We start from the raw sequence: 23,736 nt of genomic DNA, 5'->3' as shown, positions 1-23,736 counted from the left end.
TATGCTGCGGTATATTTTAAAGCGCATCCTCGTCATGATCCCAACGCTGATCCTGATTTCGATGCTTGTCTTCACCATCATCGAGCTGCCGCCGGGTGACTATTTCGAAAGTTATGTCGCCGAGTTGCGCGCCATGGGCGAGACGGCGAACCTTGCTGAAATCGAGGAGTTGCGCACCCGCTATGGTTTCGACCAACCCGCACCGATCCGCTATTTCCGCTGGGCGACAGGTATGTTGGTCGGCGATTTCGGATATTCCTTCGAATATCAGCTGCCCGTCAGCGATGTCGTGGGCGACCGCCTCTGGCTGACGGTGCTGGTGTCCTTCCTGACGATCATCGTCACGTGGCTCATTGCCTTCCCGATCGGCATCTATTCCGCCACCCACAAATACAGCTGGGGCGATTATGGCCTGACCTTCCTCGGCCTGCTCGGCATTGCCATTCCAAACTTCATGTTGGCGTTGATCCTGATGTATTTCGCCAACATCTGGTTCGGCATCTCCATCGGCCACCTGATGGACCGGGAGTACCTCAATCAGGCGATGAGCTGGGCAAAGTTCAAGTCGATCCTCGAACATATCTGGATACCGGTGCTCATCATCGGCACGGCGGGCACCGCCGGCATGATCCGTCGGCTGCGCGCCAACCTTCTGGATGAGCTGCAGAAACAATATGTGGTGACCGCTCGCGCCAAGGGTCTGCACCCCTTCAAGGTGCTGACCAAATATCCGCTGCGCATGGCGCTCAACTTCTTCATCTCGGATATCGGCTCCATCCTGCCCGCCATTATATCGGGAGCGGAAATCACAGCGGTCGTCCTGTCGCTGGAAACAACCGGCCCGATGCTGATCAGGGCGTTGCAGAGTCAGGACATGTATCTGGCCGGCTCGTTCCTGATGTTCCTTGCCTTCCTGACGGTCATCGGCGTTCTGGTTTCGGACATCGCCCTTGCCATACTCGATCCCCGAATCCGTTTTGGAGGTGGTAACGTCAAATGACTTCATCCATCCCGAAGCCCGGCGACGCCCTTCCCCATTATGTCTCGACAGCGCCTTTCGATCCTTCTCTGATCGAACCTAACACATCGGGCATGGCCGCCTTTAGCAAGGCGTCGCAGCTGCGCCTGATGTGGTGGCAGTTCCGCCAGCACAAGATTGCCGTCTGGTCCGGCGCTTTCCTGCTGGTGCTTTATCTGTCCATCCTCATCTGCGAATTCCTTGCGCCCTATAATCTGCACACCCGAAACATCGATCATATCTTTGCGCCGCCGCAGTCCATTCATCTCTTCAACGATGGTAAATTTGTCGGGCCCTTCGTTTATGGCCGCGAGATGACGCTCGACATGAATAATCTGCGGCGCGTCTACCGCGACGTGCCAACGGATATCCAGCCGCTGCGCTTCTTCTGCAAGGGTGACACCTATCGTTTCTGGGGCCTGTTCGAAGGCAGAACCCACTTCGTCTGCCCGGCCGAAGGCGGAGAAATGTTCCTGCTTGGCACCGACCGGCTCGGCCGTGACGTGCTTTCCCGCATCATCTACGGCGCGCGAATTTCGTTGACTATCGGCCTTCTCGGCGTCGCGATGAGCTTCGTTCTCGGCATTGTGATCGGTGGTCTCGCGGGATATCGCGGCGGCACATTCGATCTGATCGTCCAGCGCATCATCGAAGTGCTGCAATCCATTCCGAGCATTCCGCTCTGGCTGGCGCTCGCCGCAATCATGCCGGTGACCTGGAGCCCCATCCTCGTCTATCTCGGCATCACCATTATTCTCGGCATGCTGGACTGGACGGGCCTTGCGCGCGCCGTGCGTTCCAAACTGCTGGCGCTTCGCGAAGAAGACTATGTTTTGTCAGCACAATTGATGGGCGCCGGAACTTCGCGCATCATTGGCCGACACCTCATTCCCGGCTTCATGTCACATCTCATCGCTTCGGCGACGCTCACCATTCCCGGCATGATCCTCGGCGAGACTGCGTTGAGCTTCCTCGGCCTCGGTCTTCGGCCACCGATCACAAGTTGGGGAATTCTGCTCACGGAGGCGCGCAGCGTCAGCGTCATTGCGCTATATCCGTGGCTTCTCATCCCGACGATCCCGGTCGTTCTCGTCATCCTGGCCTTTAATTTCTTCGGCGACGGACTACGTGATGCGGCGGACCCCTTCAGATAAAATGGAATACACCTTGATCTATTGCCCTTCAGCCATCGCCTTTTTTGTGGAAGGCAAAAAGAGGTGTGGCCCATGAGCTCCCGTTTGAACGACGCGCGCATTCTCATGTACAGCCATGATTCCTTCGGTCTCGGCCATCTGCGGCGCTGTCGCACGATCGCGCACGCGCTGGTGGAGGATTATCGCGGCCTGAACGTTCTCATCATTTCAGGCGCCACCATTGCCGGTGCATTCGATTACCGCGCCCGCGTCGATTTCGTGAAAATCCCGAGCGTCATCAAGCTCCGCAATGGTGAATACACCTCGATGGACAGGCATATCGATCTTCAGGAAACGCTGAAGATGCGCCGCTCCATCATCTATCATACCGCCGAAAGCTTTAAGCCTGACATCTTCATCGTCGACAAGGAGCCCATGGGCTTGCGCGGCGAGGTGGAAGAGACGCTCGCCTATCTCAAGGGACAGGGCACAAAGCTCGTCATCGGCCTGCGTGATGTCATGGACGCGCCGCAGCTGCTCGAGGCCGAGTGGAAGCGCAACAATGTCATGAACAAGATCGGCAAGCTCTATGACCATGTCTGGGTCTATGGTCCGCCTGATTTTCACGATCCGCTGACAGGGCTCGATGTCCCGAAGACCGTTCGCGACAAGATGGATTTCGTCGGCTTTCTCCAGCGATCCAAGACGCAGGCCGAGACAGTGGCTCACCGGCCGGAAGGCGATTATCTTCTCATCACCACCGGCGGCGGTGGCGACGGCAGTGAATTGATCGACGACGTCATCAACGCCTATCACCATGACCCAGAACTGACCCACAAGGCGCTCGTCGTGCTTGGCCCCTATATGCCGGCAGATCAGCGCCAGCGCTTCATGAGCAGCGTCGCCGATATCCCGCATATCGAGATCATCGAATTCGACAACCGCATGGAAGACCTCGTCGCTGGTGCGCAGGCCGTTGTATCGATGGGCGGCTACAATACTGTTTGCGAGATATTATCCTTCGATAAGCCCGCCCTCGTTGTGCCCCGCACGGTACCGCGGGAAGAACAGCTGATCCGCGCCAGTCGTGCATCCGAGCTTGGTCTTTTCGACATGCTGCTGCCGGAAGATGCCGAAAACCCGGCAAAAATGGCGGCAGCGCTAAAGGCCCTGCCCAATCGCGCGCCGCCTTCGGTCAGCGCGCGCGGCTTGAAGCTCGACGGTCTCGAAAACATCTCCCGCAGAATTGCCGAATGGCTGCCGCCCGAGGGTGAGAGATCACAGATGACGCTGAGCGCCTGATGTCGGCTCGGCACCAATTTTTAGAGACATACACGCTGTGACCGATACGAAAAAAATCGTGGTGCTCCTGAAGGGCTACCCGCGCCTGTCTGAGACGTTCATCGCCCAGGAACTTCTGGGGCTGGAAAAGGCGGGGCTGGAACTCGAACTCGTGTCGATGCGCCGGCCGACGGATAAGAAGCGTCATCCTGTCCACGATGAAATCCGGGCACCCGTCACATATCTGCCGGAATATCTGCATGAAGAGCCTTTGCGGGTCCTGAAAGCGCTCTGGGCCTGCCGCAAGAAGCGCGGTTTCAGCAGAGCGCTTCGCCGTTTTTTCAGCGACCTGCCGCATGATTTCAGCCGCAACCGCTTCCGCCGCTTTGGGCAGGCCGCGGTGCTCGCGCATGAATGGCCAGAGGATGCCGAATGGCTGCATGTCCATTTCATCCACACGCCCGCGTCGGTCGCAGCCTATACCCATCTCATCACGGGCGTGCCGTGGACGATTTCGGCGCACGCAAAGGACATCTGGACCTCCGGCGACCGCGACCTTGCGGCCAAGCTGCAAAGCGCCCGCTGGGCCGTTACCTGCACCGCTGGTGGCTTTCAGCACCTGCAGACCCTTTCCGGGGCGCGGCGGAATGTGCATCTAAGCTATCACGGTCTCGATCTCACCCGATTTCCGCATTTCGAAACGCCCCGCCCAGCGCGGGACGGATCCAATTCGGATGACCCCGTTCGGATTTTGAGCGTCGGTCGGGCAGTGAAGAAAAAGGGCATCGATATTCTGCTGCGGGCGCTCTCGTCGCTTCCCCAGACCATCCATTGGCGCTTCACCCATATCGGCGGTGGCGATGAACTCTCCGCGCTGAAAAAACTGGCCGACGAACTCGGCATTGCCGACAGGATCGTCTGGACCGGCGCCATGGACCAAAAGCAGGTGCTGGAAAATTACCGCGAGGCGGACCTCTTCGCGCTTGCCTGCCGCATCACCAGCGATGGCGATCGCGACGGTCTACCCAATGTGCTGGTCGAGGCAGCGAGCCAGGCGCTGACCTGCGTTTCCACCAATATTTCAGGCATTCCGGAGTTCTTCGTCAATGGCGAAAACGGTCTGCTGACGGAGCCGGAAAATCCGGCAGCCTTTGCGGAAGCGCTGCGCAGCGCGATCACCGATCCACAACTGCGCCAACGTCTGGGCGCTGCCGCAGAAAACCGTGTGCGAACCGCCTTCGATCATCGCACTAGTATCGCGGAATTGAAGGCTCTGTTCGAGACCGAGTGGGAAAAGACACCATGACCGAGATGGAAAAACGTCCCTGTGTTTTCTTTTACGTCCAGCATCTTCTCGGCATCGGCCATATTGCCCGCGCCAGCCGCATCGCCAATGCTCTGCAGGCGGATGGCTTTGACGTTGTTCTCGTCACCGGCGGTACTCCAGTTCCGGGTTTTCCGGGTGAAGGCATCCGCCATGTGGAGTTGCCGCCGATCGCCGTGAGTGACGGCAGCTTTTCCGGCCTTGTCGACAGTGCCGGTAAGCCGGTTGACGACGCCATCAAGAACCTCAGAACCGACATGCTGATCGGCGCCTATCACGGCGCGAAACCCGATATCGTCATCATCGAGGCTTTCCCCTTTGGCCGCCGACAGGTGCGCTTCGAATTGCTGCCGCTGCTGGACGAGATCGAAGACAGCGAACCACGCCCGCTCGTCATGACATCGCTGCGTGATATCCTGCAGGAAAAGACCAAGCCGGGACGGGACGAAGAGACCGTTTCCCTGGTGAAGAAACATTTCGACGCGGTGCTGGTGCACGGTGATCCCGACTTCGCCCGGCTGGAAGACACTTTCCCCCTCGCCGACGAGATCAGCCAGCGCATTGTCTACACCGGGCTCGTCGCCCCGCTGCCACCGCCGGAGCCGGTGGAAAAATTCGATATCGTGGTTTCCGCAGGTGGTGGTGCTGTCGGTGCAGCGCTCATCCGGGCAGCGCTTGAGGCCGCCCCGTTGCTCCCTGGCATCAAAAGCTGGTGCCTCGTCACCGGCCCGAACATGCCGCAGATGGATTTCGATGCGATCTCCGCTGAAGCGCCGGACAATGTCTCCGTCTTCCGCTTCCGCAAGGATTTCGCCAGTCTTCTGGCAGGCGCGCGGCTTTCGGTCTCGCAGGCTGGCTACAACACCGTTTGCGACGTCCTCCAGGCGAAATGCCGCTCGCTTCTTATCCCCTTCGCGGCCGGGGGCGAGACGGAGCAGAGCGCCCGCGCGGAAAGGCTGGCGCGGCTCGGGCTGGCGCAGGTGCTGGAGGAAAAAAACATCTCTGGACAGTCCATGTCCGACGCCATCGAGGCAGCTCTGGCGCTGCCGGAACCGGGCAAGGTTCACCTCGATCTCGATGGCGCCGCCGGCACCGCTAGAGCGCTACGCCGCCTTTATGACGAGCGGTGAGAATTGCCTTTAATTGGCGCACGGCGGCTTCGTCCGTCGCCTTCCGCCCTGCACCGGTGAAACCAAGCTTCGCCACCATGCTTTCCGGATCATAGGATAGCACGGCGGAACAGGAAGCGTGGATTTCCGTGATCGGAAAGCGATCCAGCAAAGCCTGAACGCTTTGCGGACGCACACCGGCACCCGGCATGATGACGATGCGGCCCTTGGCGACATCCGATAGACGCGCCAAAGTTTCGATGCCCTCCAGCGCCGAGCGCGCACCGCCTGAGGTGAGGACGCGAGGAAAACTGAGCGAGATAGCAGCCTCCAGAGCCTCCTCCAAATCGGGCGCGACATCGAACGCGCGGTGAAGCGTCATGTCCAGCCCATCCGCGTGGCGGCGCAATTCTTCAAGCATCAGCATATCAAGCGAGCCATCGGCACGCGATGCGCCGATCACTACGCCGGAAAGCCCTGCCACGCGTGCCGCATCGATATCGCGCTTCATCACGTCGGCCTCGTCGCGCGTGAACACGAAATCGCCGGCGCGCGGCCGGATCATCACGCTCACCGGCAGTCCATAGGTCGCCGCCCGCTGCATGAACCCTGCCGATGGGGTGACCCCGCCGCCCGAGAGCGCGGCACAAAGTTCGATACGGTCTGCCCCGCCCCTCACGGCCGCTTCCAGACCCGCCACATCGTCCACGCAAATTTCGAGAATCATAGGTACCTCTTTCATCCGGGTGGCCGTTACCTGCGGCGGCCGGTCCCATCAAGCGTGTAGAGCATATAAACGCCGCCCAAACCGACGATCGCACCGAGTATCGACGTGCCGGAATAGCTGGTGACCAGCGTTCCCAAAGCAAAAATGAGAGCGCCGAGACCAGCCCCAAGGAAGATGTTTACGGCGATCAGCGAGCTTCCTAGCCCCGGCCGGTCTGCGATCAACTCCTGTAGATAGGTAATGGGAATACTGATGATGGCGGCTGCACCCAGCGCGCTGATGAGGGTTTGCGCGTAAATGTGCCATGGCGCGGTCGCGAGCCCCTGCAGGACAAGGTATATCGCGTAAAGTACCGAGCCAGCCGCAAGCGTGAGCGTTTGCGGCATCTTCTTCTCGATCCAGCCCCAAAAGAGAATGAAAACGATTTCCAGCGCGGCAACGATACCGGCGACGATGCCGATATCTGCGACCGTACCCCTTGCCTGTCCGGTGATGATGAGCGAGCGGATAGAGTCGTTCAGATGCAGCATCGAGCAGATCAGCGCGATGGCGATGATCCGCAACAGCACCCGCCGCGATCCGATTTCCGAAAGCGAAGCCATAAAGCCGAAGCGCGCCTCCGTATTGACCACCGCCGGCGTCGCCGCGCGTGGCAAGCAGAAAGCAACCAACAGGAAGCAGACAAGCGCGCAAATGCCCGAGAACAGGAAGGCCAGAAGCATATTGCCGGAGTTCACAAGGAAAATACCGACGATACCGGGCACCAGAACCCAGGACAGGGAGATGGTGGCGCGCATGATCGAATTCACCGCGATCATGTCGCCGGTCGAAAGGTTGCGTGCGTCCGCGCGCACATGCGCGAAGATCAGCGAATTCATCGCCCCGAAAATCGGAAGCAGAAGGAGCTTGGCGCTGACGAAAGCCGTGGCGTTGCCGACCAGATAGACCAGAAGATAACCGCTAACGCCGAAAAGCGCGATGAACAGCATGGGTTTACGATATTCTCCCAGCCTGTCGGCCACGATCCCCATCAACACGCTGGCACTGACGTTGATGATGGCGGCAAGCAGCATCAGCATCGAATAGACGCTGTTGCTGAGCCCGATTTCGCGAATACCGATGACTGCCTGATAGGGGGCAGTCGCGGCATTCGAGAAGCCAAAAAACAGGATGGCGAGCGCCCCGATGCGGATCGACGGATTGTTGATGACGATGGAAAGAGCCGATGGCATGGGAATTCGCCTGGATGTGATCCGGCTTTGCCGGATCGGGGTAAACTATCGGAGCGCCGTCATCGCCAGCGGGCCGACAGAACGGGTGTGGGTGAATAATCGAAATCCGGCTTCCATGGGTAAAAATCGCCGTCCCGGCGGCGATTGGGAAGATTTTCGATATCCTGATTGATGACGCCTTCCGTCAACGCCATGAAGTTGGGATTGGCAATAGGCGCAAGCTCCGGTGAAAGATAACCGGACTTGACGACCAGTAGCCGCACCTCCTTTGGATTAAAGCCAAGACGGGTGAAATCGGAAATCATGTGATAGGGCCTGCGCCGCGCCGCCAGAATGACCGTGATGCCGCCGATGGCGACCACCGCCTGCCGTTGGTCAGCAGCACCTGGATCGTCCAGTTTCACAACACGGGCCTCAACGGTCACGGACGGGCTCTGCGGATCGAGACTGCCGCCGATCTTCAGGAAAAGCGCAGCACCTTCGCCAGCAGCAAAACAAGCGTCAACAGCCGGCCGGTCGGTTATGCCGCCCAACAGCGCACCCTGCCAGTTGCGCTCAATCAGCGCCGCCAGTACATCGGCGCGGTCGCCCACTCCGCCGCCCGTCGGGTTATCGCCGGAGTCGGCAAGAATGATCGGCCGTGTGGCGGTCCTTTCGGCAATCCCCAGGATGGTGTCGAGCGGCTCCGTCACCGGACCAAAACGAAAATCCTGCCGTGCATCCCAGTAGGATTGCGCAATTTCGGTGGCGATAGCCTTTGCCGCCGCCTTGTCGGTCCCCGTCACCACCGCGCAAGCGGTCGCCCTCGGCTCGTCGGCCCAGACGTAACCGATCATGAAATTCGCATCCCACACGCCGGACCGTGCATCGTAATCCGGCAGGGCGGCATAGAGGCTTTTGGCAGGCTCGTCTTCCGTGGACGTCTTTTCGCCCGGCAGCAGAACCGGAATTTTCGCCCAGGCCACGCCGGGCTTTTCTCCCGTCTTCAGAGCCTTGTTCAGCATCGTCCAGGCACGCACCATCGTTTCGCGTACGTCGATATGCGGGGCTGTGCGATAGGCGGCGAAAATATCCAGCTGATCGATAATGGTCTGGCTGACATTGCCATGCAAATCGTAGCTCGCCGCGACAACAACATCCGGGCCAACCAAAGCTCGGGCACTGGAAATCCAGTCGCCTTCCGCATCATCCATGCCCTCGACATTCATCGCGCCATGCATGGCGAGATAAAGCCCGTCCAGCGGCAATGCGGTCTTCAGACGCTCGAGGAATTCGTCCTTGAACGCATCATAGGCTGCGCGTGAAATCGGGCCGCCCGGCACCGCCCGCGCATGCAGCAGCGGCAGCAGTTCCGCCCCGCCCTCGCGAAGGATACTGAAATATTCCGCCTCCAGAAGATCTACGCCGCGAAAGACGCGAAAATCCTCCTGCACCATCAACACGGGGGAATAGGTGCTGCACTCGGTATGAATACCGCCAATGGCAATGCGCATCCCACCCTCCTCAATAAACCGGGTTCAACGGAACGATGGCTGCAAAACGCAGCCAGTCCTTTTGCGCCTTCGGTGTCCACGCCGCCTCGGCAATGGCCGGAAGCCTTGGGAAAACGAGGTGGTTGAAATAGGCGCGGTTGAGGAAATGTTCGGACCAGATGCAGGCCTGAACGCCTTTCATCCTTTCCTTCAATTCGTCGGGAAACTCGCCAACGGCCTCATACCCGTAGGTATGCGACGGCGGAACGGTGCCAGCCCAGCTTGCACCCGGCTCCTGCCATGCCTCATCCTGCACCATGTCCAGATAATAGGCCTGACCTGGCGTCATCACCACGTCATAACCCTGCTTTGCCAGCTCAAGCCCGACCTCCGGCTTTTGCCACGCCATCAGCAATGTTCCCGACGGATCGACGCCGCCGCCGTGAGAAACCTCATCCCAGCCGGCAAGCTGGCGGCCGCGCTCATGCAGCATGGCCTGGACGCGCTTCATGAAGTAGGACTGAATACCGAAAGTGCCATCGAGCCCTTCCTTCTCCATGAGACCCCTCGCAAGCGGCGAGGCCAGCCACGATCCGTCCGCAACCTCGTCACCGCCGATATGGATCAGCCGTGACGGAAAGAGTTCAACCATCTCGTCAAAGATCTTGCCGAGGAATTCGTAGGTCTGCTCGATCGCGGGGTTAAGTGCATTGTTCGGGTATCCCTGCACGGAACGGTAGCTGTCAGGTGCTTCCTGCCCATCCGTCAGCTCCGGATAGGCAACCAAAGCCGCCGTGCTATGACCGGGAATATCGACCTCCGGCACGACCTCGATATTCAATGCCGCCGCATGCGCGACCACGAGACGCACATCGTCCTGCGTGTAAAAGCCGGAAACCGGCTCCGCCCCATTGCCGAGCTGTGGCAGGAGCGGCGCATCCGGGCCACGCGTCGCACCGATCGTCGTGAGCAGCGGATAGGCCTTGATTTCCAGACGCCATGCCTCATCGTCCGTCAGATGCCAGTGGAAGCGGTTCATACGCAGCCATGCGAGAATATCGATCAGCCGTAGCACATCGTCTGTCGGATAAAACTGCCGCGAAACATCGAGATGGCAGCCGCGCCAGCTATAGCGCGGCGCATCGCCGATGGTGCCCGAGGCTGGGAACCGGAATTTCGGATCGACGCGCGCGCCATGCAGCAGCTGCGCCAGAACCGTGAGACCATATTGCAGACCGGCAGCAGCCGAATATTCGACTGTCACAGCGTCGCTGGAGAAGGAAATGCGGTAACCTTCCGCTTCCAGCCCGCTATGCCGCTTGAAATGCAGTGGTTTTCCTTCATGCACCGGCGCAAGGCTGAAAGGCACATGCCCGACGGCAAAGAGCCTGCGGAACAGCGACAGCACGGTTTCCACCGCAAGCACTTCTTCGGCTCCCGCATCTTCCGTCGGGAAGAGCGCGACGGGAAAGCCCTCGCCGGGCTCGGCGTCGATTTCGGCGGGCCAGGGCTGAATGGCGAAGGGCAGATCGAGCTTGCCTTCGGGAAGCAGCACCGGCGCCGGTTCGCTGTGACGGCCATCCAGCATCAAGTCCCCCACATCCACGGCGCGATGCGTGCCATCGGCAAGGCTGATGTAAGCAGACTTTGCCCCATCCGTGCGGTGCCTCGCCGGTCGCAGCAGGCCATCGACGGTAAAGCGCCAGGATTGTCCGGCTTCCAGCACGAAGCCGACCGGCGGCGCAAATTCATGGAAATTGGCATTTCGGCGCAGGTAAACCGCGTTGTCGCAAACCGGCTTGTCCACCGTCCGCGTCAGCGACGTGTAAACGATGCGGAAATCCGTCAACGGCTCACGCGACAGATTGACCAGGGTGAAAGTGAAGCCGCCAGATGCGGAGTCGGCAAGCGGATGCCAGGAATTTTCGAGACGATACTGTGCGAGCGCCATGATGCTCCCCTTTATTTCGCATTAAACCCGTAAAAGGGTTTTGATCAGTAGTGTTCGGATTGCGAAAACGTCCGCGCCAGCGGCGCCTGCCCGGCCGTCAGGCCACAATCGACCGGCAGGCACACGCCGCTGATGGCAGCAGCCTGAGGACCCGCCAGAAAAGCGACCGCATTTGCGACGTCTTCGGGCTTGACGATCCGTTGCAGCGGGTACCAATGCTGCGCTTCCTCAAATACCCTGGGATTGGTAGCAGCACGGGCCTCCCACGCCTGTGTGCGCACCGTGCCGGGCGCAACGGCGTTGGCGCGAATGCCGAACTTGCCGTATTCAACGGCGATCAGTTTCGTCAGATGGATCAAGCCGGCCTTCGCCGCGCTGTAAGCCGGATGACCGAAGACTGCCATGCCGTTCACGGAGGTGATGTTGACCACAGAGCCCTGCGTGCGCTTCAACGCTTCCTCGAATGCCCTGAAGCAGAGAAACGGCGCTTCCAGATTGAGCGCATTGTCCTTGCGCCAGATTTCGGGCGTCGTATCATGCAGGCTGACGGCTCTTGCAGCACCCGCATTGTTAACGAGGGTGGCGACATCACCCAGTTCGGCGACTTCAGCCGCCAGCCTTGAAAGGTCCTGCGGGTCCGTAACGTCGCAGGTCTTCGCAATGACTTCGGAATCGGACAGCAGCGAAACAGCCCCTGAAAGGGCGTCAGCGTCGATATCGACAAACACCACCCTTGCATGGGTCTCAGCGAGTGCCGCGGCAATTGCCCGGCCAATATCGCCGGCCGCGCCGGTTACCACGGCGAGTTGGTCTTTTCTGTCTTGCATGTCCTGCAACTCCCTTGAAGCTTGCAACCCGTCGTTAAGCGGGTTCAGGCAAAGCACCTATTTTGTCGATCATTCCACCCTCAATCACCGAGCAATTGCCTGTCGTCCGGGTCACGATGCTCGACAAGCTGCTGCTTGATGTGACGCAGGGTCACCATTGACCTTTGCCGTTGATGGTAGGCAGCAAGCGTCGCCAGAACATCGACGGCGGCGAGATAGGCATAGCGCGACGAGGTCGGGCGGAAGATATTGTTTCCCTCGGGCACATTGACCGCCACCACCATATCCGCGGCGGCGGCGACGGGCGTGTCGCTCTGGGTGAGTGCAATCGTCGTCACGCCCATTTCGCGCGCCAGCCTGAAGCACTTCACCAACTCCATATTGCGCCCCGAAAAGGACGAGCCGATAATCACGTCTTCCTTGCGTGCTGCGGCCGTCATCATCAGCTGCATGCTGTGATCGGCACTGGTCGAAACCCGCAACCCAAGGCGAAACAGCCGGTTCTGAATCTCGGAAGCGATCATCGACGAATTGCCGCCCGCTCCGAAGGCATAGATCATGCCGCTATTGGCAATCTTTGTCGCCGCCGCATCTGCAAGCGCCGGATCGAGCGTCCTGTGTAACAGAAACAGAGCTTCCTGCGCCTTGGCCAATACCTCTTCAGCAACGTCTGACGGGCTGGTGCTGGAGGGCTCGGACGTCAGATATCGAACGCCGACATAAGCCGTCTTGGCAAGGCTCACCTTGAAATCGGAAAAGCTCTGGCAGCCCAGCCGCCGGCAAAAACGCGTCACCGTTGGTGGCGATACTTCCGCGCGGGCCGCAAGCTCGATGATCGACGCATTGACCGCAAATTCGAAATCCGAGACCAGAATGTCGGCTATCCGCCGCTCCGACTGCGAGAACTGTCCCCTGTCTTCCTGAATCTTTGCAAAAATATCCATGCTCGCCGGTCTCCGTTGTGCCAAAACCTAAAGTCTGGCCCCGTTCCCGATGCATCCTATTAAGATGCGCCCGTCAACCGCATTCCTCCTTGAAACAAGCGTATTTCGTCCCTCTGACGACAGCACCGACATCTCCTTAATGAAAATAATTTTCTCTGTTGATTGAGAGATGAGCATATGCCAACAATATTCGCCAGATAAATATCCAAAATCTGAAAACAATTTCAACATTGGACCCGAATGATGCGCGACCCCTTCAAAAATCCCTTCCCCGAAACCGACAGTGCCCGCCACTCCATCTGGGAGATGCTGGTGACGCGCGACATCGATGCCTTCCTCGCGGCTGACTGGTCGAGGGTCGCGGGCGACTTCGTTGAGGATGGCTTCCTCGGAATCAATGCCAACAGAGATCCAAACCCGGACAACTGGCGCCTGTCTTTCCCATCTCTTTCGGCCTATCGGGAGGAATGGCTGCGGCAGGCGCATGATTTCCAGACCCAGAAATTTGCGGACGATCCGCGCCACGCCATTTTCACGACAACCACGCTCGAAGAGATCGAAGTGGAAGGAGAAACCGCGCTGGTGCGCAAGAAGTTCGACGGCGGGCTTCGCAAGGCCGATGGCAGCTTTGACGTCATGAAATGGCAGACGCTCTATTATTGCAGGCTGCACCAAGGGCGCTGGAAAATCAGCGGCTTCACCGGCTACATGCCCAACCCCATGCCTTGAACCAACAAGCATCAGAGAAAGATGTGAACGCCGGGCCGAACGTCCGGCGTTGTTTTTTCGTCTCGAGACAGAAGACTGCCGCACACGGGTCGTGTCGGAAACAGCCGGGCATGGGTCAACAGATGTCATAGCCCGGCTCCAGCCCCTATTGTATCAACTTCAGAACGGAGAGATCGACGCGTCGCTCGAGCGCAATGCCGCTCTCATCGAACAGATGGCAATCGGCGGCCTTGATGCCGGTGACAATGGGCTCGTCCACGACAACAGGTGCCGAGCCCGACAGCAGGGCGCAATAATTCTCGCCCGTCGGCGCGACCCCGTAAGCGATCGTGTTGATCCCGAGCCGCTCGATCACACTCGGCGCAACCTTGATATTAAGATCGGCGGCTTCAAGCAGGGTATGTTCCGGGCGAATGCCCAGCGTCAGCTTAGAACCCTCAAGACCCGCACGAGGCTCCACCGGCACGGTGATTGTCTGGCCTTCATATGCCACAGTCACGCCCTCTGCGCTGACTGATTTGCAGGTGACCTTCAGGAAATTCATTTTGGGATTGCCGATGAAACCGGCCACGAAGAGGTTTGCCGGCTTGTGATATAGCTCGAGCGGTGCACCGACCTGGGCGATTTCGCCGGCATTCAGCACCACGATGCGGTCGGCCATGGTCATGGCTTCCACCTGATCGTGAGTGACATAGATCATCGTCGCCTTCAGCGTCTTGTGAAGATTGGTAAGCTCGATGCGCATGTCGGCGCGAAGGGCGGCATCGAGGTTTGAGAGCGGCTCGTCGAAAAGGAATATCTTCGGCTCGCGCACAATCGCACGGCCGATAGCGACGCGCTGGCGCTGGCCGCCGGACAACATGCCGGGCCGCTGCTGCAGGCGCTGGTCGAGCTGAAGGATTTTCGCAACGCCTTCAACCTTCTGCTTGATCTTCTCCTCCTCCATCTTCTCGACCCGGAGGGGAAATGCGATGTTTTCGAAAACAGTCATATGCGGATAGAGCGCATAGGACTGGAACACCATGGCGATGCCGCGCTTGACAGGCGGCAGTTCGTTGACCTTCACGCCATTGATGACGACGTCGCCGGCGGAAATATCTTCAAGGCCGGCGATCATGCGAAGCAATGTGGATTTACCGCATCCGGAAGGACCGACAAAAACGACGAACTCGCCATCCCTGATGTCGAGCTGAACGCCCTTGATGACTTCGAAATGTCCATAGTTCTTGCGGACGTTGTTGAGATAAAGCTGACCCAAGACTTGCCTCTCCCGGCGGCGGCCGACATCGGGCCGCGTTCAGAGATGTCCCGAACCCGCGCCACACCGCGCCGGATCGAAACCGTTGAAAAAACACGGGAGAAGCACCTGAAGGCGCCAGCATTCCCGCAGCGAAAACCGATCGGATGCGGGCAACGTTGCGCCCGCATCCTCCTCATGGATGTTTACTTGTACTGCTCGAGAGCGGCGGATGCCTTCTTCGCGGCATCTTCCGGTGTTGCCTTGCCAGTCACGACAGACTGCACCATCTCGATCATGGTATCCTGGAAGCCCTTGTAGTCGGTGAAGAGCGGCTCGGGACCACCATAGGCGATGCCATCGATCAGCGGCTTCCAGAAGGGGTCCTTCGCGACGAATTCATCGACCTTGGCCGACGGGCGCAGCGGGGTCAGGCCGGCGCCGCCCTGCAGCTCATATTCGCCCTGCGGGCCAGGCGAAGTGATGAATTTGGCAAACTCGGTCGCCTTTTCTTCAACACCGGTTCCCTTGAAAATCGCAAGGCTGTCGGTGATGAGCAGGGTGCCGGGCCCCTTGGCTTCAGGACCGAGCGGAAGCGTCGTGATGCCCCAGTTGATCTTGGTTTCCTGAAGACGGGTTGCAGCACCCGACCCGGCCTGGATCATGCCGACCTTGCCATCGAGGAAGATGGCGCGGATTTCGTTCTGCTCATAGGCCGTTGGACCTTCGACGGAATAAGGCGTGATGTCCTTGTAGGCCTTCAGGGCTTCGACAACCTGCGGGCTGTCGACCGTGATCTTGTCGCCGTCGATGACCTTGCCGTTATTGGTGTAAACCCAGTGCATGAACTGGTGCATGGTGTTATCGAAGGTCTTGGCAGGCAGGCCGTAACCGGCAATGCCCGTCTTTTCCTTGATCTGCTTGGCGAAGGCGATTTCTTCCGCCCATGTCTTCGGCGGCGTTTCCGGATCGAGGCCGGCCTGCTTGAACAGGTCCTTGTTCCAGTAAAGCGCCTTGGTGGAGAAGGCCACCGGTACGCCCCACTGCGTATCCTCGAAGGTCACGGTGTCGACGATGTGCGGGTAGTAACTCTTCTTCTCTTCATCCGACATCGGCACCGGAACGATGAGATCGTTCTGCGCAAACTGCTTCAGTGTGCGCGAACCGACATAGGCCATGGCGACCGGCGTGCCAGCGGCAGCGAGGGTGGTGGCCTTATCCTGGCACTGTTCCCAGCCGACGACCTCAGGCACGACCTTCCAGCCGGCATTCTTGCCTTCCCATTCCTTGATGTATTTCTCATGGATCGGGTCCATCTTGTCGCCGCAGTAGATCCAGCTGATCTCCTTGTCGGCGGCATGTGCCGTCACCGTGCCAAGGGCGGTGGAACCGGCAAATGCGAAGGCGCAGAGCGCCAAACCGTAATGTTTCAGTGCCATTGTAGTCTCCCGTTTTGGTGGTCGTTCCGGTTATTGCTTTATTTCACCGCGCCGGCGGTCAGCCCGCCGACGAGATATCGTTGCATCAGGAAAATCGCGATCATTGCTGGCGCGATGCCGACGAAGCTTGCCGCCATCAACTCGTTCCAGACCACTTCCTGCCGGCCGAAATAGGCAAACAGTCCAACCGGCAGCGGCATATATTCGGTCTTGGAATTGAAGGTCAGAGCGTAGATGAACTGCTGCGCATAGGCCTCGATGAACGAGGAGATGGCAACGACAGCGATGCCCGGCGTTGCAATCGGCAGAACCACGCGGCGCAGCGTGTAAAGGCGGCTTGCACCGTCCACATAGGCCGCCTCCTCCAGCTCGCGCGGTATGCGGCGCATATAGGTTACCAGAAGCAGGATGCCCGTCGGGATGATGAAGGCGACGCCGGGGATGATCATCGCAAAATAGGTGTTCAGCACGCCGATCGACCGCATGAGGCGGAACAGCGGAATGAGCAGCACCGCACCCGAGAACATCTTCACCGCCAGGAATATGCCCAGCAGCAGACCGGCGCCCTTGAAATTGAAGCGGGCAAATGCATAGGAAGCGGGTATCACCAGTATCAGAACGATGAGCGTAATGCTGCCGGCGATAAAGAAGGAATTGAAGATATAGATGGCAAAGCCGGGAACGCTGACCCACATCGTCCGGTAGGCTTCAAACGAACCATTCTCGGGCCAGAATTTGTAAGGCGACGAAAAAAGCAGGCTGAGCGGCTTCAGCGAAACCAGAAAACCTTCCACAAAGGGCGCCAGAACGAAGGTCAGGAACACGGCAACGCCGCAATAAATTCCGATGATTTCATACCAGGCGTAGCGGTTGATCCTCGCATGTCTGTCGCTCATCGGCTGGCCTCCTGCGAGATACGGCTGGTGATACGGAAATAGAAGAAGGTGAAGATCGACAGGAAGATACAGATCAGCACGGCGCGCGCAGCGCCTTCGCCATATTTGTAGGCCCCGATCGCCGTCTTGTAGGTGTCGATGATCATCGTCGTGGTTTCGCCATTCGGTCCGCCACGGGTGAGGATCCAGATGATATCGAAGGAATTGAACGTCGAAATCAAGGACAGCACCGACATGGTAATCATGGCCGGCAGCATCAGCGGCAGTGTTATGCGACGGAAGCGATAGGCGCGGCTTGCGCCATCCGTCCAGGCGGCCTCATACAGGTCCTGTGGAATGGATTGGATGGCGGCCAACAGGTAAAGCGTCACCATGGGAACACCGATCCAGACATCCGTCGCGATCGTTGCCCAGAAGGCCGTTTTGCCATAGGCGAGGAAGGCGATGGGGCCGTCCACCAGGCCGAGATTCTGCAGCACTCCCGAAATCATGCCGAACTGACCGTTATACATCCAGCCCCACATGAAGATGCCGATAGCCATCGGCACGATCCATGGCGGCATGGTGAGGATGCGAAACAGCGCCCGGCCGGGAACGGCGGAATTCAACAGCACTGCACCAAAGGTGCCGATGATCATCTTTATCGAAACGGAAAAAAACGTCCAGATAAAGGTCCGCGTGATGACATCGGCGAAAGTCGCATTGAAAATCTTCTCGTAATTGACGAAACCTACCCAGTTCGTCACCTTTTTAAGCGACGCATCGGTGAACGACAGAATGAAGGTGTCGACCAGCGGGTAAGCAACGACAAGCGTTATATAGAGAAGCGCCGGGACAAGAAGGAGCCAGGCGAAAATGACTGCGCTGCGTTTAGCATCCATCGCGCAGTCCCCCTCAAGCCGATTTCACGGCGGGGGAGTGCAGCTGACCGTGCAGCGCCAGATCATATGCCTCCCACACCGGTTTGAGATCGACCACCTTGCGGCCATGGCGCGCCTCATCCATGGCCAACGCCAGAATGCCGGCCTCGATCGCATCCAGCGCGGAAACCGGTAAGGGCGCTCCCTTGACGACATGGGCGATGACGTCCTCGGCCATCTGCTCGTCCGCACCATAATGCTGTGAGAGCGTTGTCGCCGCCGAATAGGTCTTGGCGACCGTCTTCTCGTTGGTGCGGGCATTGTGCACGTTGAGGAAACCGCGCACGAAATCACCTTCAGCCATACCCTTGGCGCCGATCACGCAGAAGCGGCGGAAATCGTCGGGAACGTTGAGATTGGTGTGGAAGGCCAACGATGCGCCATTTTCATATTCGACGATCGCAGTCTGGTAATCAATGATATCGCCATCGCTGTCGAATACCTTGTCGGATCCCATCCAGCCGCTCGGCTTGCGATGGTAGACTTCCATGTCGTTGATGCCGTCATTCTGGGGCGCATTAGCCGGCGTAAAGCTCTTGCGGCCACCGAAGCTCGAGACGAAACGCGGCCGCGCACCGACCACGCCGTTATAGAGATCGAGATCGTGGCAGCATTTTTCCAGCATGAACGAGCCTGAATAGTGCTCGTAACGCCGCCAGTCGCGCATGAAGAAGGCGCCGTGGTAGGGAGGAATATGTTCGGATGCCTCGATGGAGACGACATCGCCAAGCTTGCCTTCGGCCTGCGCGGCGCGCAGATCGCGGTAAAGCGGCGAATATCGCAGGACAAGGCCGACCAGCAGCCGCTCATGGCCGTGCTTGTTGAGCAGCCGGGCGAGTTCGAGACTTTCCTCGATGCTGACGACGATGGGTTTTTCGGAGAAGATGGTGCAGCCGGCCTCAAGACCGATCCTGATATGGTCCAGATGCATGTGGTTCGGCGAGCCGATCATCAGGAGATCGAATTTCTCGTTCTCGATCAAGGCTTCAGGGCTGTCGTAAGCCTTGCCGACCGAGATGCCCTTCTCCTGCAAGCCAGGAAGACCAGCCGGGGCGGGATCGACATAGCCAACGATCTCGAAATCCTTGTCGATCTCATGAAAAACGTAGCCCAGATATCCAAGACGGAATCCGAGTCCGATTATTCCCACCTTCATGAACTTTGTTCCCTGCTCACTCGTAAATAATTTTCGCAGAAGCAACCATTTCTACGTCGGTTATTCAATTATCTGCGACAATCTCCAACCATGATGAAATTAGTTTTCAAAACGGTCAAGCAAAATTCGGCTCACTCTGGCAAGTCACGGACAAGAAACCGATTCTTCCAGGCCAGCGGGACGCGCAACAGCTATCCACCGGCAACCGATGCCAAAACAATACCAAAAAAATGCCAATCGTCTAGAGTAATTACAGCAACAGGAAAATTTTTTTGGTTAATGCAGAAATTTCGACCAACAGGCCTGAAATTGAGGCAAGAACCCGAAAAATGCTCCGATCAGCAATACATGTTCGATAATGGTTCTATTTTGGTATTGCCGATCAGCCATCGTGTGGTATAGCCAGAGGCAGCCACATCGGGATTGTGACAGAGGTTATGGATGAACGGGGCAGCGCTAAATCTGGATGACCTGCAATCAGGCGGCGGCCCGCTTTACCTGAAGCTGCGCCAGACGATTGAAGACGCCATCAATGCGGGCCGCCTGAAACATGGCGACGCGCTACCGCCGGAACGCGACATTGCAGAAAGCGCGTGCGTCAGCCGCGTGACCGTGCGCAAGGCAGTGGACGACCTCGTCCGCGACGGCCTTCTCGTCCGCCGCCACGGTTCCGGTACGTTTGTTGTCAAGCCCATCACCCGCATGCAGCAGCCCCTGACCAAGCTTACCTCCTTTACCGAGGACATGCGAAGGCGTGGCATGACGGCAAGCACCCGCTGGCTGGACAGGGGCCTGTTTCACCCGACCGGCGACGAAATGATGGCGCTCGGTCTTTCCCAGTCAGCCATGGTGGCGCGGCTCACGCGTTTGCGACTTGCCAACGACCAACCGATTGCGCTCGAAGTCACCAGCCTGCCGGGCGACATTTTGCCGGATCCGCAACTGGTCGAAAATTCGCTCTATCTCGAACTTGAGAAAAGCGGCATCCGCCCGGTGCGCGCCATCCAGCGCATCTCTGCCCGCAACCTCACCGATGAAGAAACCCTGCTGCTGGGTGTCCCCCCTGGCTCGGCGGCGCTCTCGGTGCAGCGCATGGCCTATCTGGAAAGCGGCCGCCTGATGGAAATATCCCGCGCGCTGTACCGCAGCGATGCCTATGACCTCGTCGCCGAGCTGACGATGGGGCCTGAATGACAAACACCGATCGAGGATACGAAACAATGACAACCCTGATGCGCCAGGAAATCAACGAGATTCCCGATGCAGTCGCACGCCTGCTTGATAATGCCAGTGCGGATTTCCAGGAAGCCGGCGCCAAGCTGAAGGCGCGTGATCCGGCTGTTATCGTCACCATCGCGCGTGGCTCGTCGGACCACGCCGCGCATTTCCTGAAATATGCCATCGAGTTGCAGACCGGGTTACCGGTTGCTTCGCTCGGCCCTTCACTCGCATCCATCTACCAGACGCAGCTGAGGCTGGAGCGGGCGGCAGCTTTTGCCGTTTCGCAATCCGGTAAGAGCCCTGATATCGTCGCTCTCACGCAAAGCGCCCGCAAGGGTGGCGCGCTCACCTTCTCGCTTGTCAACACCCTTCCCTCGCCCCTCGGCGACGCGGCCGATCACGCCATCAACATTCAGGCAGGCCCGGAAAAGGCCGTCGCGGCGACCAAGTCGTTCGTTAACTCCATCGTCGCGGGCCTCGCAATCCTTGCCGCGTGGACAGAAGACAAACAGCTTGCCGAAGCCGTCGGTGCCCTTCCCCAGAATTTCGCATCGGCCGTGGCGCTGGACTGGAGCCAGATCGGCGAGGCAGTCAAAGGTGAGGAATCGCTTTATATGCTGGGCCGTGGACCAGCTCTCGCGATCGCTGCGGAAGCCGCGCTGAAATGCAAGGAAACCTGCGAACTGCACGCCGAGGCCTACTCCTCCGCGGAGGTCATGCATGGCCCGGTGTCGCTGGTTGCACCGAAATTCCCCGTTATCGCTTTTGCAGCCCGTGACCGCGCCGAGACCTCCGTCACGGAAATCGCTTCTGGTCTTGCAGGCAAGGGCGCGAGCGTTTTTGTCACCTCCGCCAAGGGCAGCCCGGCGAAGTCCCTGCCTTTCGTGGAAACAAACCATCCGCTGACAGACGCCCTGTTGCTGATCGCGCCGTTCTACGGCTTTATCGAGCAATTGTCGTGCGCCCGCGGCTTCAACCCGGATGCGCCCGTGGCATTGAAGAAGGTAACGGAAACCCAATGAGCAGCAGCAAGGCATTTGTCGGCGCCCGCATTTTCGATGGCGCCACATGGCATGACGGCGAGGTTCTCGTCATCGGCAACGGCGAGGTTGCGACACTATCGAGTGGGGCGCCTGCGGATGCTGAGGTCATCGCGGCCGAGGGACTGCTCATCGCACCGGGCTTCATCGACCTTCAGGTTAATGGCGGCGGCGGGGTGATGTTTAATAATGAGCCCGACGTTGACGGCATTGCCCGCATCTGCGCCGCCCATGCCAAATTTGGCACCACCGCGCTGATGGTCACCCTCATCACCGACCGGCCGGATATCACAGCCAAGGCCGCTGGAGCAGGCGTCGCCGCTCATAAAGCGGGTGTTCCCGGCTTTCTCGGTTTGCATTTCGAAGGGCCGCACCTGTCTATCGCCCGCAAGGGCACGCATGATCCGGCGCTGATCCGGAAGATGGAACCGGCCGATCTTGACGTTCTGGCCGCCTGCAGGGCGCAGCTTCCCTTCGTGTTGACGACAATCGCTCCGGAGAACGTCACTGAAGAGCAGGTGACGGCCCTGCAAAAAGCTGGTGTCATCGTCAGCCTCGGCCACAGCGATGTCGGCTTCGCCGTCGCGATGGCCTATGCCGAGGCCGGCGCATCCATGGTAACCCATCTCTTCAACGCCATGAGCCCTCTCGGCCATCGCGAGCCGGGCGTGGTTGGCGCTGCCCTCTCGAATGGCCGGCTGGATTGTGGACTGATCGCCGACGGTTTTCATGTCGATCCGGCGGCGATCGGTATCGCGCTACGCGCCAAGACTGGTCCGGGCCGCATCTTCCTCGTTACCGATGCGATGTCGACGATCGGCACGGATGATGACGGCTTTGAACTGAATGGCAGACGCGTTTACCGCAACGGCGGCCGGCTGACCCTTGAGGATGGTACGCTGGCAGGAGCAGATATCGATATGCTCTCCTGCGTCCGCTTCATGCACGAAAAAATGGGAGCGCCGCTTGAGGAAGCGCTGAGAATGGCCTCCGCCTATCCCGCCGCAGCAATCGGCGTATCGCATAAGGGGAAACTTATGCCCGGTTTCGATGCCGATTTCGTCATGCTGACATCAGACCTTCAGATGCATTCCACATGGATAGCGGGCGAAAAAATCTTTGACGCCGCACGGACCGGAGCCTGACCCATGATCGTCTGTTTCGACATCGGTGGAACGACCATCAAGGGGGCGGTGGCCTATGCTCCTGACGATATCCGCCCTGTACCGCGCATCCCGACGCCAAAGACAAGTTTCGAAGATTTCGCCGCCGGCCTGAAATCCGTCATCGATCAAAGCGGCGGCGAGCCCGGCTGCGTGTCGCTGTCGATTGCCGGCGTCATCGATCCCGACACCGGCAAGGCAACCGTCGCCAATATTCAGAGTATCCATGGCCGGGTCTTGAAGGACGAGCTCGAAAAGGCGCTGGGTCTGCCCGTCATCGTATCGAACGACGCGGATTGTTTCGTGATCGCCGAATCCGAAATCGGTTCCGGTCGCGGTCATCGCGTGGTCTTCGGCGTCATCCTCGGAACCGGTGTCGGAGGTGGCCTCGTCATCGATGGCAAGCTTATCAACAGCGATGGCGGCTTCGCCGGCGAATGGGGCCACGGCCCTGTGGCGGCGACGCTCGCCGGAAACCCGCCGGTCTGCCTGCCGCGCTTCGAATGCGGCTGCGGCCTTGTCGGCTGTATCGACGCCATCGGTAGCGCTCGCGGCATGGAAAAACTGCACGCGCACCTTCACCAAAAAGAGATGAGCAGCGAGGCCATTATCGCCGCGTGGCAGGCGGGCGATGCGGGTGCTGCCAGAACCATTGATATCCTCGTCGATATTCTCGCCTCGCCCCTGGCAATGGTGATCAACGTGACCGGCGCAACCATCGTCCCGGTTGGCGGTGGACTTTCAAATTCCAGGGAGCTGATTACAGCGCTCGATGTTGCCGTCAGAACCCGCATCCTCAGGCGCTTTGATCGCCCCCTGGTCGTGCCCGCCATATGCCGCATCGAACCTGGGCTGATCGGTTCAGCGGTCATCGGCCTGAAATATGCCAACGAGGTCGCGGTTCCGGCCTAGCGTCC

At 59.1% G+C, this 23,736-nt stretch carries 21 protein-coding genes; 10 read left to right on the top strand and 11 right to left on the bottom strand.

The window, feature by feature from the left end; genetic code table 11:
* The first annotated feature begins 1 nt into the window (after position 1).
* The 5 genes from ACUTJJ_RS02730 to ACUTJJ_RS02710 all read left to right on the top strand — a co-directional run bounded on the left by ACUTJJ_RS02730 (position 2) and on the right by ACUTJJ_RS02710 (position 5,886).
* On the top strand, positions 2-1,000 hold the full coding sequence (locus ACUTJJ_RS02730) for an ABC transporter permease (protein WP_296071364.1): 999 nt from the start codon (positions 2-4) through the stop codon (positions 998-1,000).
* Positions 997-2,172 carry an ABC transporter permease gene (locus tag ACUTJJ_RS02725; RefSeq protein WP_445541213.1) on the top strand — a complete coding sequence of 392 codons (1,176 nt, stop codon included), beginning with the start codon at positions 997-999 and terminating at the stop codon, positions 2,170-2,172. The genes ACUTJJ_RS02730 and ACUTJJ_RS02725 overlap by 4 nt, the downstream gene beginning before the upstream one ends.
* Positions 2,173-2,244: 72 nt before the next feature.
* Positions 2,245-3,453, top strand: a complete 1,209-nt coding sequence (locus ACUTJJ_RS02720; RefSeq protein ID WP_063948401.1) for a glycosyltransferase family protein — start codon at positions 2,245-2,247, stop codon at positions 3,451-3,453.
* 37 nt (positions 3,454-3,490) lie between these two features.
* Entirely contained in the window at positions 3,491-4,738 is a 1,248-nt protein-coding gene (locus ACUTJJ_RS02715; protein WP_445541212.1) for a glycosyltransferase family 4 protein, read from the top strand.
* The gene (locus ACUTJJ_RS02710) at positions 4,735-5,886 is read left to right on the top strand and encodes a glycosyltransferase family protein (protein ID WP_445541211.1); all 1,152 of its coding nucleotides are present in this window, start codon (positions 4,735-4,737) and stop codon (positions 5,884-5,886) included. The genes ACUTJJ_RS02715 and ACUTJJ_RS02710 overlap by 4 nt, the downstream gene beginning before the upstream one ends.
* Here ACUTJJ_RS02710 and ACUTJJ_RS02705 read toward each other — a convergent pair.
* From ACUTJJ_RS02705 to ACUTJJ_RS02680, 6 genes are all read right to left on the bottom strand, one after another.
* Entirely contained in the window at positions 5,852-6,592 is a 741-nt protein-coding gene (locus ACUTJJ_RS02705; RefSeq protein ID WP_445541210.1) for a copper homeostasis protein CutC, read from the bottom strand. The two genes, ACUTJJ_RS02710 and ACUTJJ_RS02705, sit on opposite strands and share 35 nt — an antisense overlap.
* Positions 6,593-6,618: 26 nt before the next feature.
* Entirely contained in the window at positions 6,619-7,824 is a 1,206-nt protein-coding gene (locus ACUTJJ_RS02700; protein ID WP_445541209.1) for an MFS transporter, read from the bottom strand.
* A 59-nt stretch (positions 7,825-7,883) separates the two neighbouring features.
* A complete protein-coding gene (locus tag ACUTJJ_RS02695; RefSeq protein ID WP_445541208.1) occupies positions 7,884-9,317 on the bottom strand; it encodes a M81 family metallopeptidase in 1,434 nt (477 codons plus the stop codon).
* Between the two features lie 10 nt (positions 9,318-9,327).
* Positions 9,328-11,247: a beta-N-acetylhexosaminidase gene (locus tag ACUTJJ_RS02690; RefSeq protein ID WP_445541207.1), complete on the bottom strand. Its 1,920-nt coding sequence runs from the start codon at positions 11,245-11,247 to the stop codon at positions 9,328-9,330.
* A 44-nt stretch (positions 11,248-11,291) separates the two neighbouring features.
* Positions 11,292-12,074, bottom strand: a complete 783-nt coding sequence (locus tag ACUTJJ_RS02685) for an SDR family oxidoreductase (protein WP_445541206.1) — start codon at positions 12,072-12,074, stop codon at positions 11,292-11,294.
* An 80-nt stretch (positions 12,075-12,154) separates the two neighbouring features.
* Positions 12,155-13,018, bottom strand: coding sequence for a MurR/RpiR family transcriptional regulator (locus ACUTJJ_RS02680; protein ID WP_063948385.1), 864 nt, complete (start codon positions 13,016-13,018; stop codon positions 12,155-12,157).
* A 243-nt stretch (positions 13,019-13,261) separates the two neighbouring features.
* Here ACUTJJ_RS02680 and ACUTJJ_RS02675 point away from each other — a divergent pair, with 243 nt between their 5' ends.
* Positions 13,262-13,747: a hypothetical protein gene (locus ACUTJJ_RS02675; RefSeq protein ID WP_445541205.1), complete on the top strand. Its 486-nt coding sequence runs from the start codon at positions 13,262-13,264 to the stop codon at positions 13,745-13,747.
* Positions 13,748-13,892: 145 nt separating this feature from the next.
* Here ACUTJJ_RS02675 and ACUTJJ_RS02670 read toward each other — a convergent pair whose 3' ends face one another.
* From ACUTJJ_RS02670 to ACUTJJ_RS02650, 5 genes are all read right to left on the bottom strand, one after another.
* Positions 13,893-15,005, bottom strand: a complete 1,113-nt coding sequence (locus tag ACUTJJ_RS02670; protein ID WP_296071385.1) for an ABC transporter ATP-binding protein — start codon at positions 15,003-15,005, stop codon at positions 13,893-13,895.
* A 185-nt stretch (positions 15,006-15,190) separates the two neighbouring features.
* The gene (locus ACUTJJ_RS02665) at positions 15,191-16,423 is read right to left on the bottom strand and encodes an ABC transporter substrate-binding protein (RefSeq protein ID WP_209086950.1); all 1,233 of its coding nucleotides are present in this window, start codon (positions 16,421-16,423) and stop codon (positions 15,191-15,193) included.
* Between the two features lie 38 nt (positions 16,424-16,461).
* Positions 16,462-17,319, bottom strand: a complete 858-nt coding sequence (locus tag ACUTJJ_RS02660) for a carbohydrate ABC transporter permease (RefSeq protein ID WP_445541204.1) — start codon at positions 17,317-17,319, stop codon at positions 16,462-16,464.
* Positions 17,316-18,200, bottom strand: coding sequence for a carbohydrate ABC transporter permease (locus tag ACUTJJ_RS02655; protein ID WP_445541203.1), 885 nt, complete (start codon positions 18,198-18,200; stop codon positions 17,316-17,318). The genes ACUTJJ_RS02660 and ACUTJJ_RS02655 overlap by 4 nt, the downstream gene beginning before the upstream one ends.
* Positions 18,201-18,213: 13 nt before the next feature.
* A complete protein-coding gene (locus ACUTJJ_RS02650; protein WP_063948377.1) occupies positions 18,214-19,395 on the bottom strand; it encodes a Gfo/Idh/MocA family protein in 1,182 nt (393 codons plus the stop codon).
* 441 nt (positions 19,396-19,836) lie between these two features.
* Here ACUTJJ_RS02650 and ACUTJJ_RS02645 point away from each other — a divergent pair, with 441 nt between their 5' ends.
* From ACUTJJ_RS02645 to ACUTJJ_RS02630, 4 genes are read left to right on the top strand one after another with little or no spacing between them, the layout of a single operon-like run.
* Positions 19,837-20,589: a GntR family transcriptional regulator gene (locus ACUTJJ_RS02645; RefSeq protein WP_063948375.1), complete on the top strand. Its 753-nt coding sequence runs from the start codon at positions 19,837-19,839 to the stop codon at positions 20,587-20,589.
* Between the two features lie 26 nt (positions 20,590-20,615).
* Entirely contained in the window at positions 20,616-21,638 is a 1,023-nt protein-coding gene (locus ACUTJJ_RS02640; RefSeq protein ID WP_445541202.1) for an SIS domain-containing protein, read from the top strand.
* Positions 21,635-22,801, top strand: coding sequence for an N-acetylglucosamine-6-phosphate deacetylase (nagA, locus tag ACUTJJ_RS02635; protein WP_445541201.1), 1,167 nt, complete (start codon positions 21,635-21,637; stop codon positions 22,799-22,801). Before ACUTJJ_RS02640 ends, nagA begins: the two co-directional genes overlap by 4 nt.
* 3 nt (positions 22,802-22,804) lie before the next feature.
* The gene (locus tag ACUTJJ_RS02630; RefSeq protein WP_445541200.1) at positions 22,805-23,731 is read left to right on the top strand and encodes an ROK family protein; all 927 of its coding nucleotides are present in this window, start codon (positions 22,805-22,807) and stop codon (positions 23,729-23,731) included.
* Positions 23,732-23,736 lie beyond the last annotated feature (5 nt).

Source organism: Agrobacterium sp. DKPNP3, assembly GCF_052686535.1.
Note: the sequence above shows the minus strand (reverse complement) of the source record. Positions and strands in the feature narration are given on the sequence as shown.

Coding starts and splice junctions, on each gene's coding strand:
- ACUTJJ_RS02730 (WP_296071364.1), top strand. CDS start 2: ATGCTGCGGTATATTTTAAAGCGCATCCTCGTCATGATCCCAACGCTG.
- ACUTJJ_RS02725 (WP_445541213.1), top strand. CDS start 997: ATGACTTCATCCATCCCGAAGCCCGGCGACGCCCTTCCCCATTATGTC.
- ACUTJJ_RS02720 (WP_063948401.1), top strand. CDS start 2,245: ATGAGCTCCCGTTTGAACGACGCGCGCATTCTCATGTACAGCCATGAT.
- ACUTJJ_RS02710 (WP_445541211.1), top strand. CDS start 4,735: ATGACCGAGATGGAAAAACGTCCCTGTGTTTTCTTTTACGTCCAGCAT.
- ACUTJJ_RS02705 (WP_445541210.1), bottom strand. CDS start 6,592: ATGATTCTCGAAATTTGCGTGGACGATGTGGCGGGTCTGGAAGCGGCC.
- ACUTJJ_RS02700 (WP_445541209.1), bottom strand. CDS start 7,824: ATGCCATCGGCTCTTTCCATCGTCATCAACAATCCGTCGATCCGCATC.
- ACUTJJ_RS02695 (WP_445541208.1), bottom strand. CDS start 9,317: ATGCGCATTGCCATTGGCGGTATTCATACCGAGTGCAGCACCTATTCC.
- ACUTJJ_RS02690 (WP_445541207.1), bottom strand. CDS start 11,247: ATGGCGCTCGCACAGTATCGTCTCGAAAATTCCTGGCATCCGCTTGCC.
- ACUTJJ_RS02685 (WP_445541206.1), bottom strand. CDS start 12,074: ATGCAAGACAGAAAAGACCAACTCGCCGTGGTAACCGGCGCGGCCGGC.
- ACUTJJ_RS02680 (WP_063948385.1), bottom strand. CDS start 13,018: ATGGATATTTTTGCAAAGATTCAGGAAGACAGGGGACAGTTCTCGCAG.
- ACUTJJ_RS02675 (WP_445541205.1), top strand. CDS start 13,262: ATGCGCGACCCCTTCAAAAATCCCTTCCCCGAAACCGACAGTGCCCGC.
- ACUTJJ_RS02665 (WP_209086950.1), bottom strand. CDS start 16,423: ATGGCACTGAAACATTACGGTTTGGCGCTCTGCGCCTTCGCATTTGCC.
- ACUTJJ_RS02660 (WP_445541204.1), bottom strand. CDS start 17,319: ATGAGCGACAGACATGCGAGGATCAACCGCTACGCCTGGTATGAAATC.
- ACUTJJ_RS02655 (WP_445541203.1), bottom strand. CDS start 18,200: ATGGATGCTAAACGCAGCGCAGTCATTTTCGCCTGGCTCCTTCTTGTC.
- ACUTJJ_RS02650 (WP_063948377.1), bottom strand. CDS start 19,395: ATGAAGGTGGGAATAATCGGACTCGGATTCCGTCTTGGATATCTGGGC.
- ACUTJJ_RS02645 (WP_063948375.1), top strand. CDS start 19,837: ATGAACGGGGCAGCGCTAAATCTGGATGACCTGCAATCAGGCGGCGGC.
- ACUTJJ_RS02640 (WP_445541202.1), top strand. CDS start 20,616: ATGACAACCCTGATGCGCCAGGAAATCAACGAGATTCCCGATGCAGTC.
- nagA (WP_445541201.1), top strand. CDS start 21,635: ATGAGCAGCAGCAAGGCATTTGTCGGCGCCCGCATTTTCGATGGCGCC.
- ACUTJJ_RS02630 (WP_445541200.1), top strand. CDS start 22,805: ATGATCGTCTGTTTCGACATCGGTGGAACGACCATCAAGGGGGCGGTG.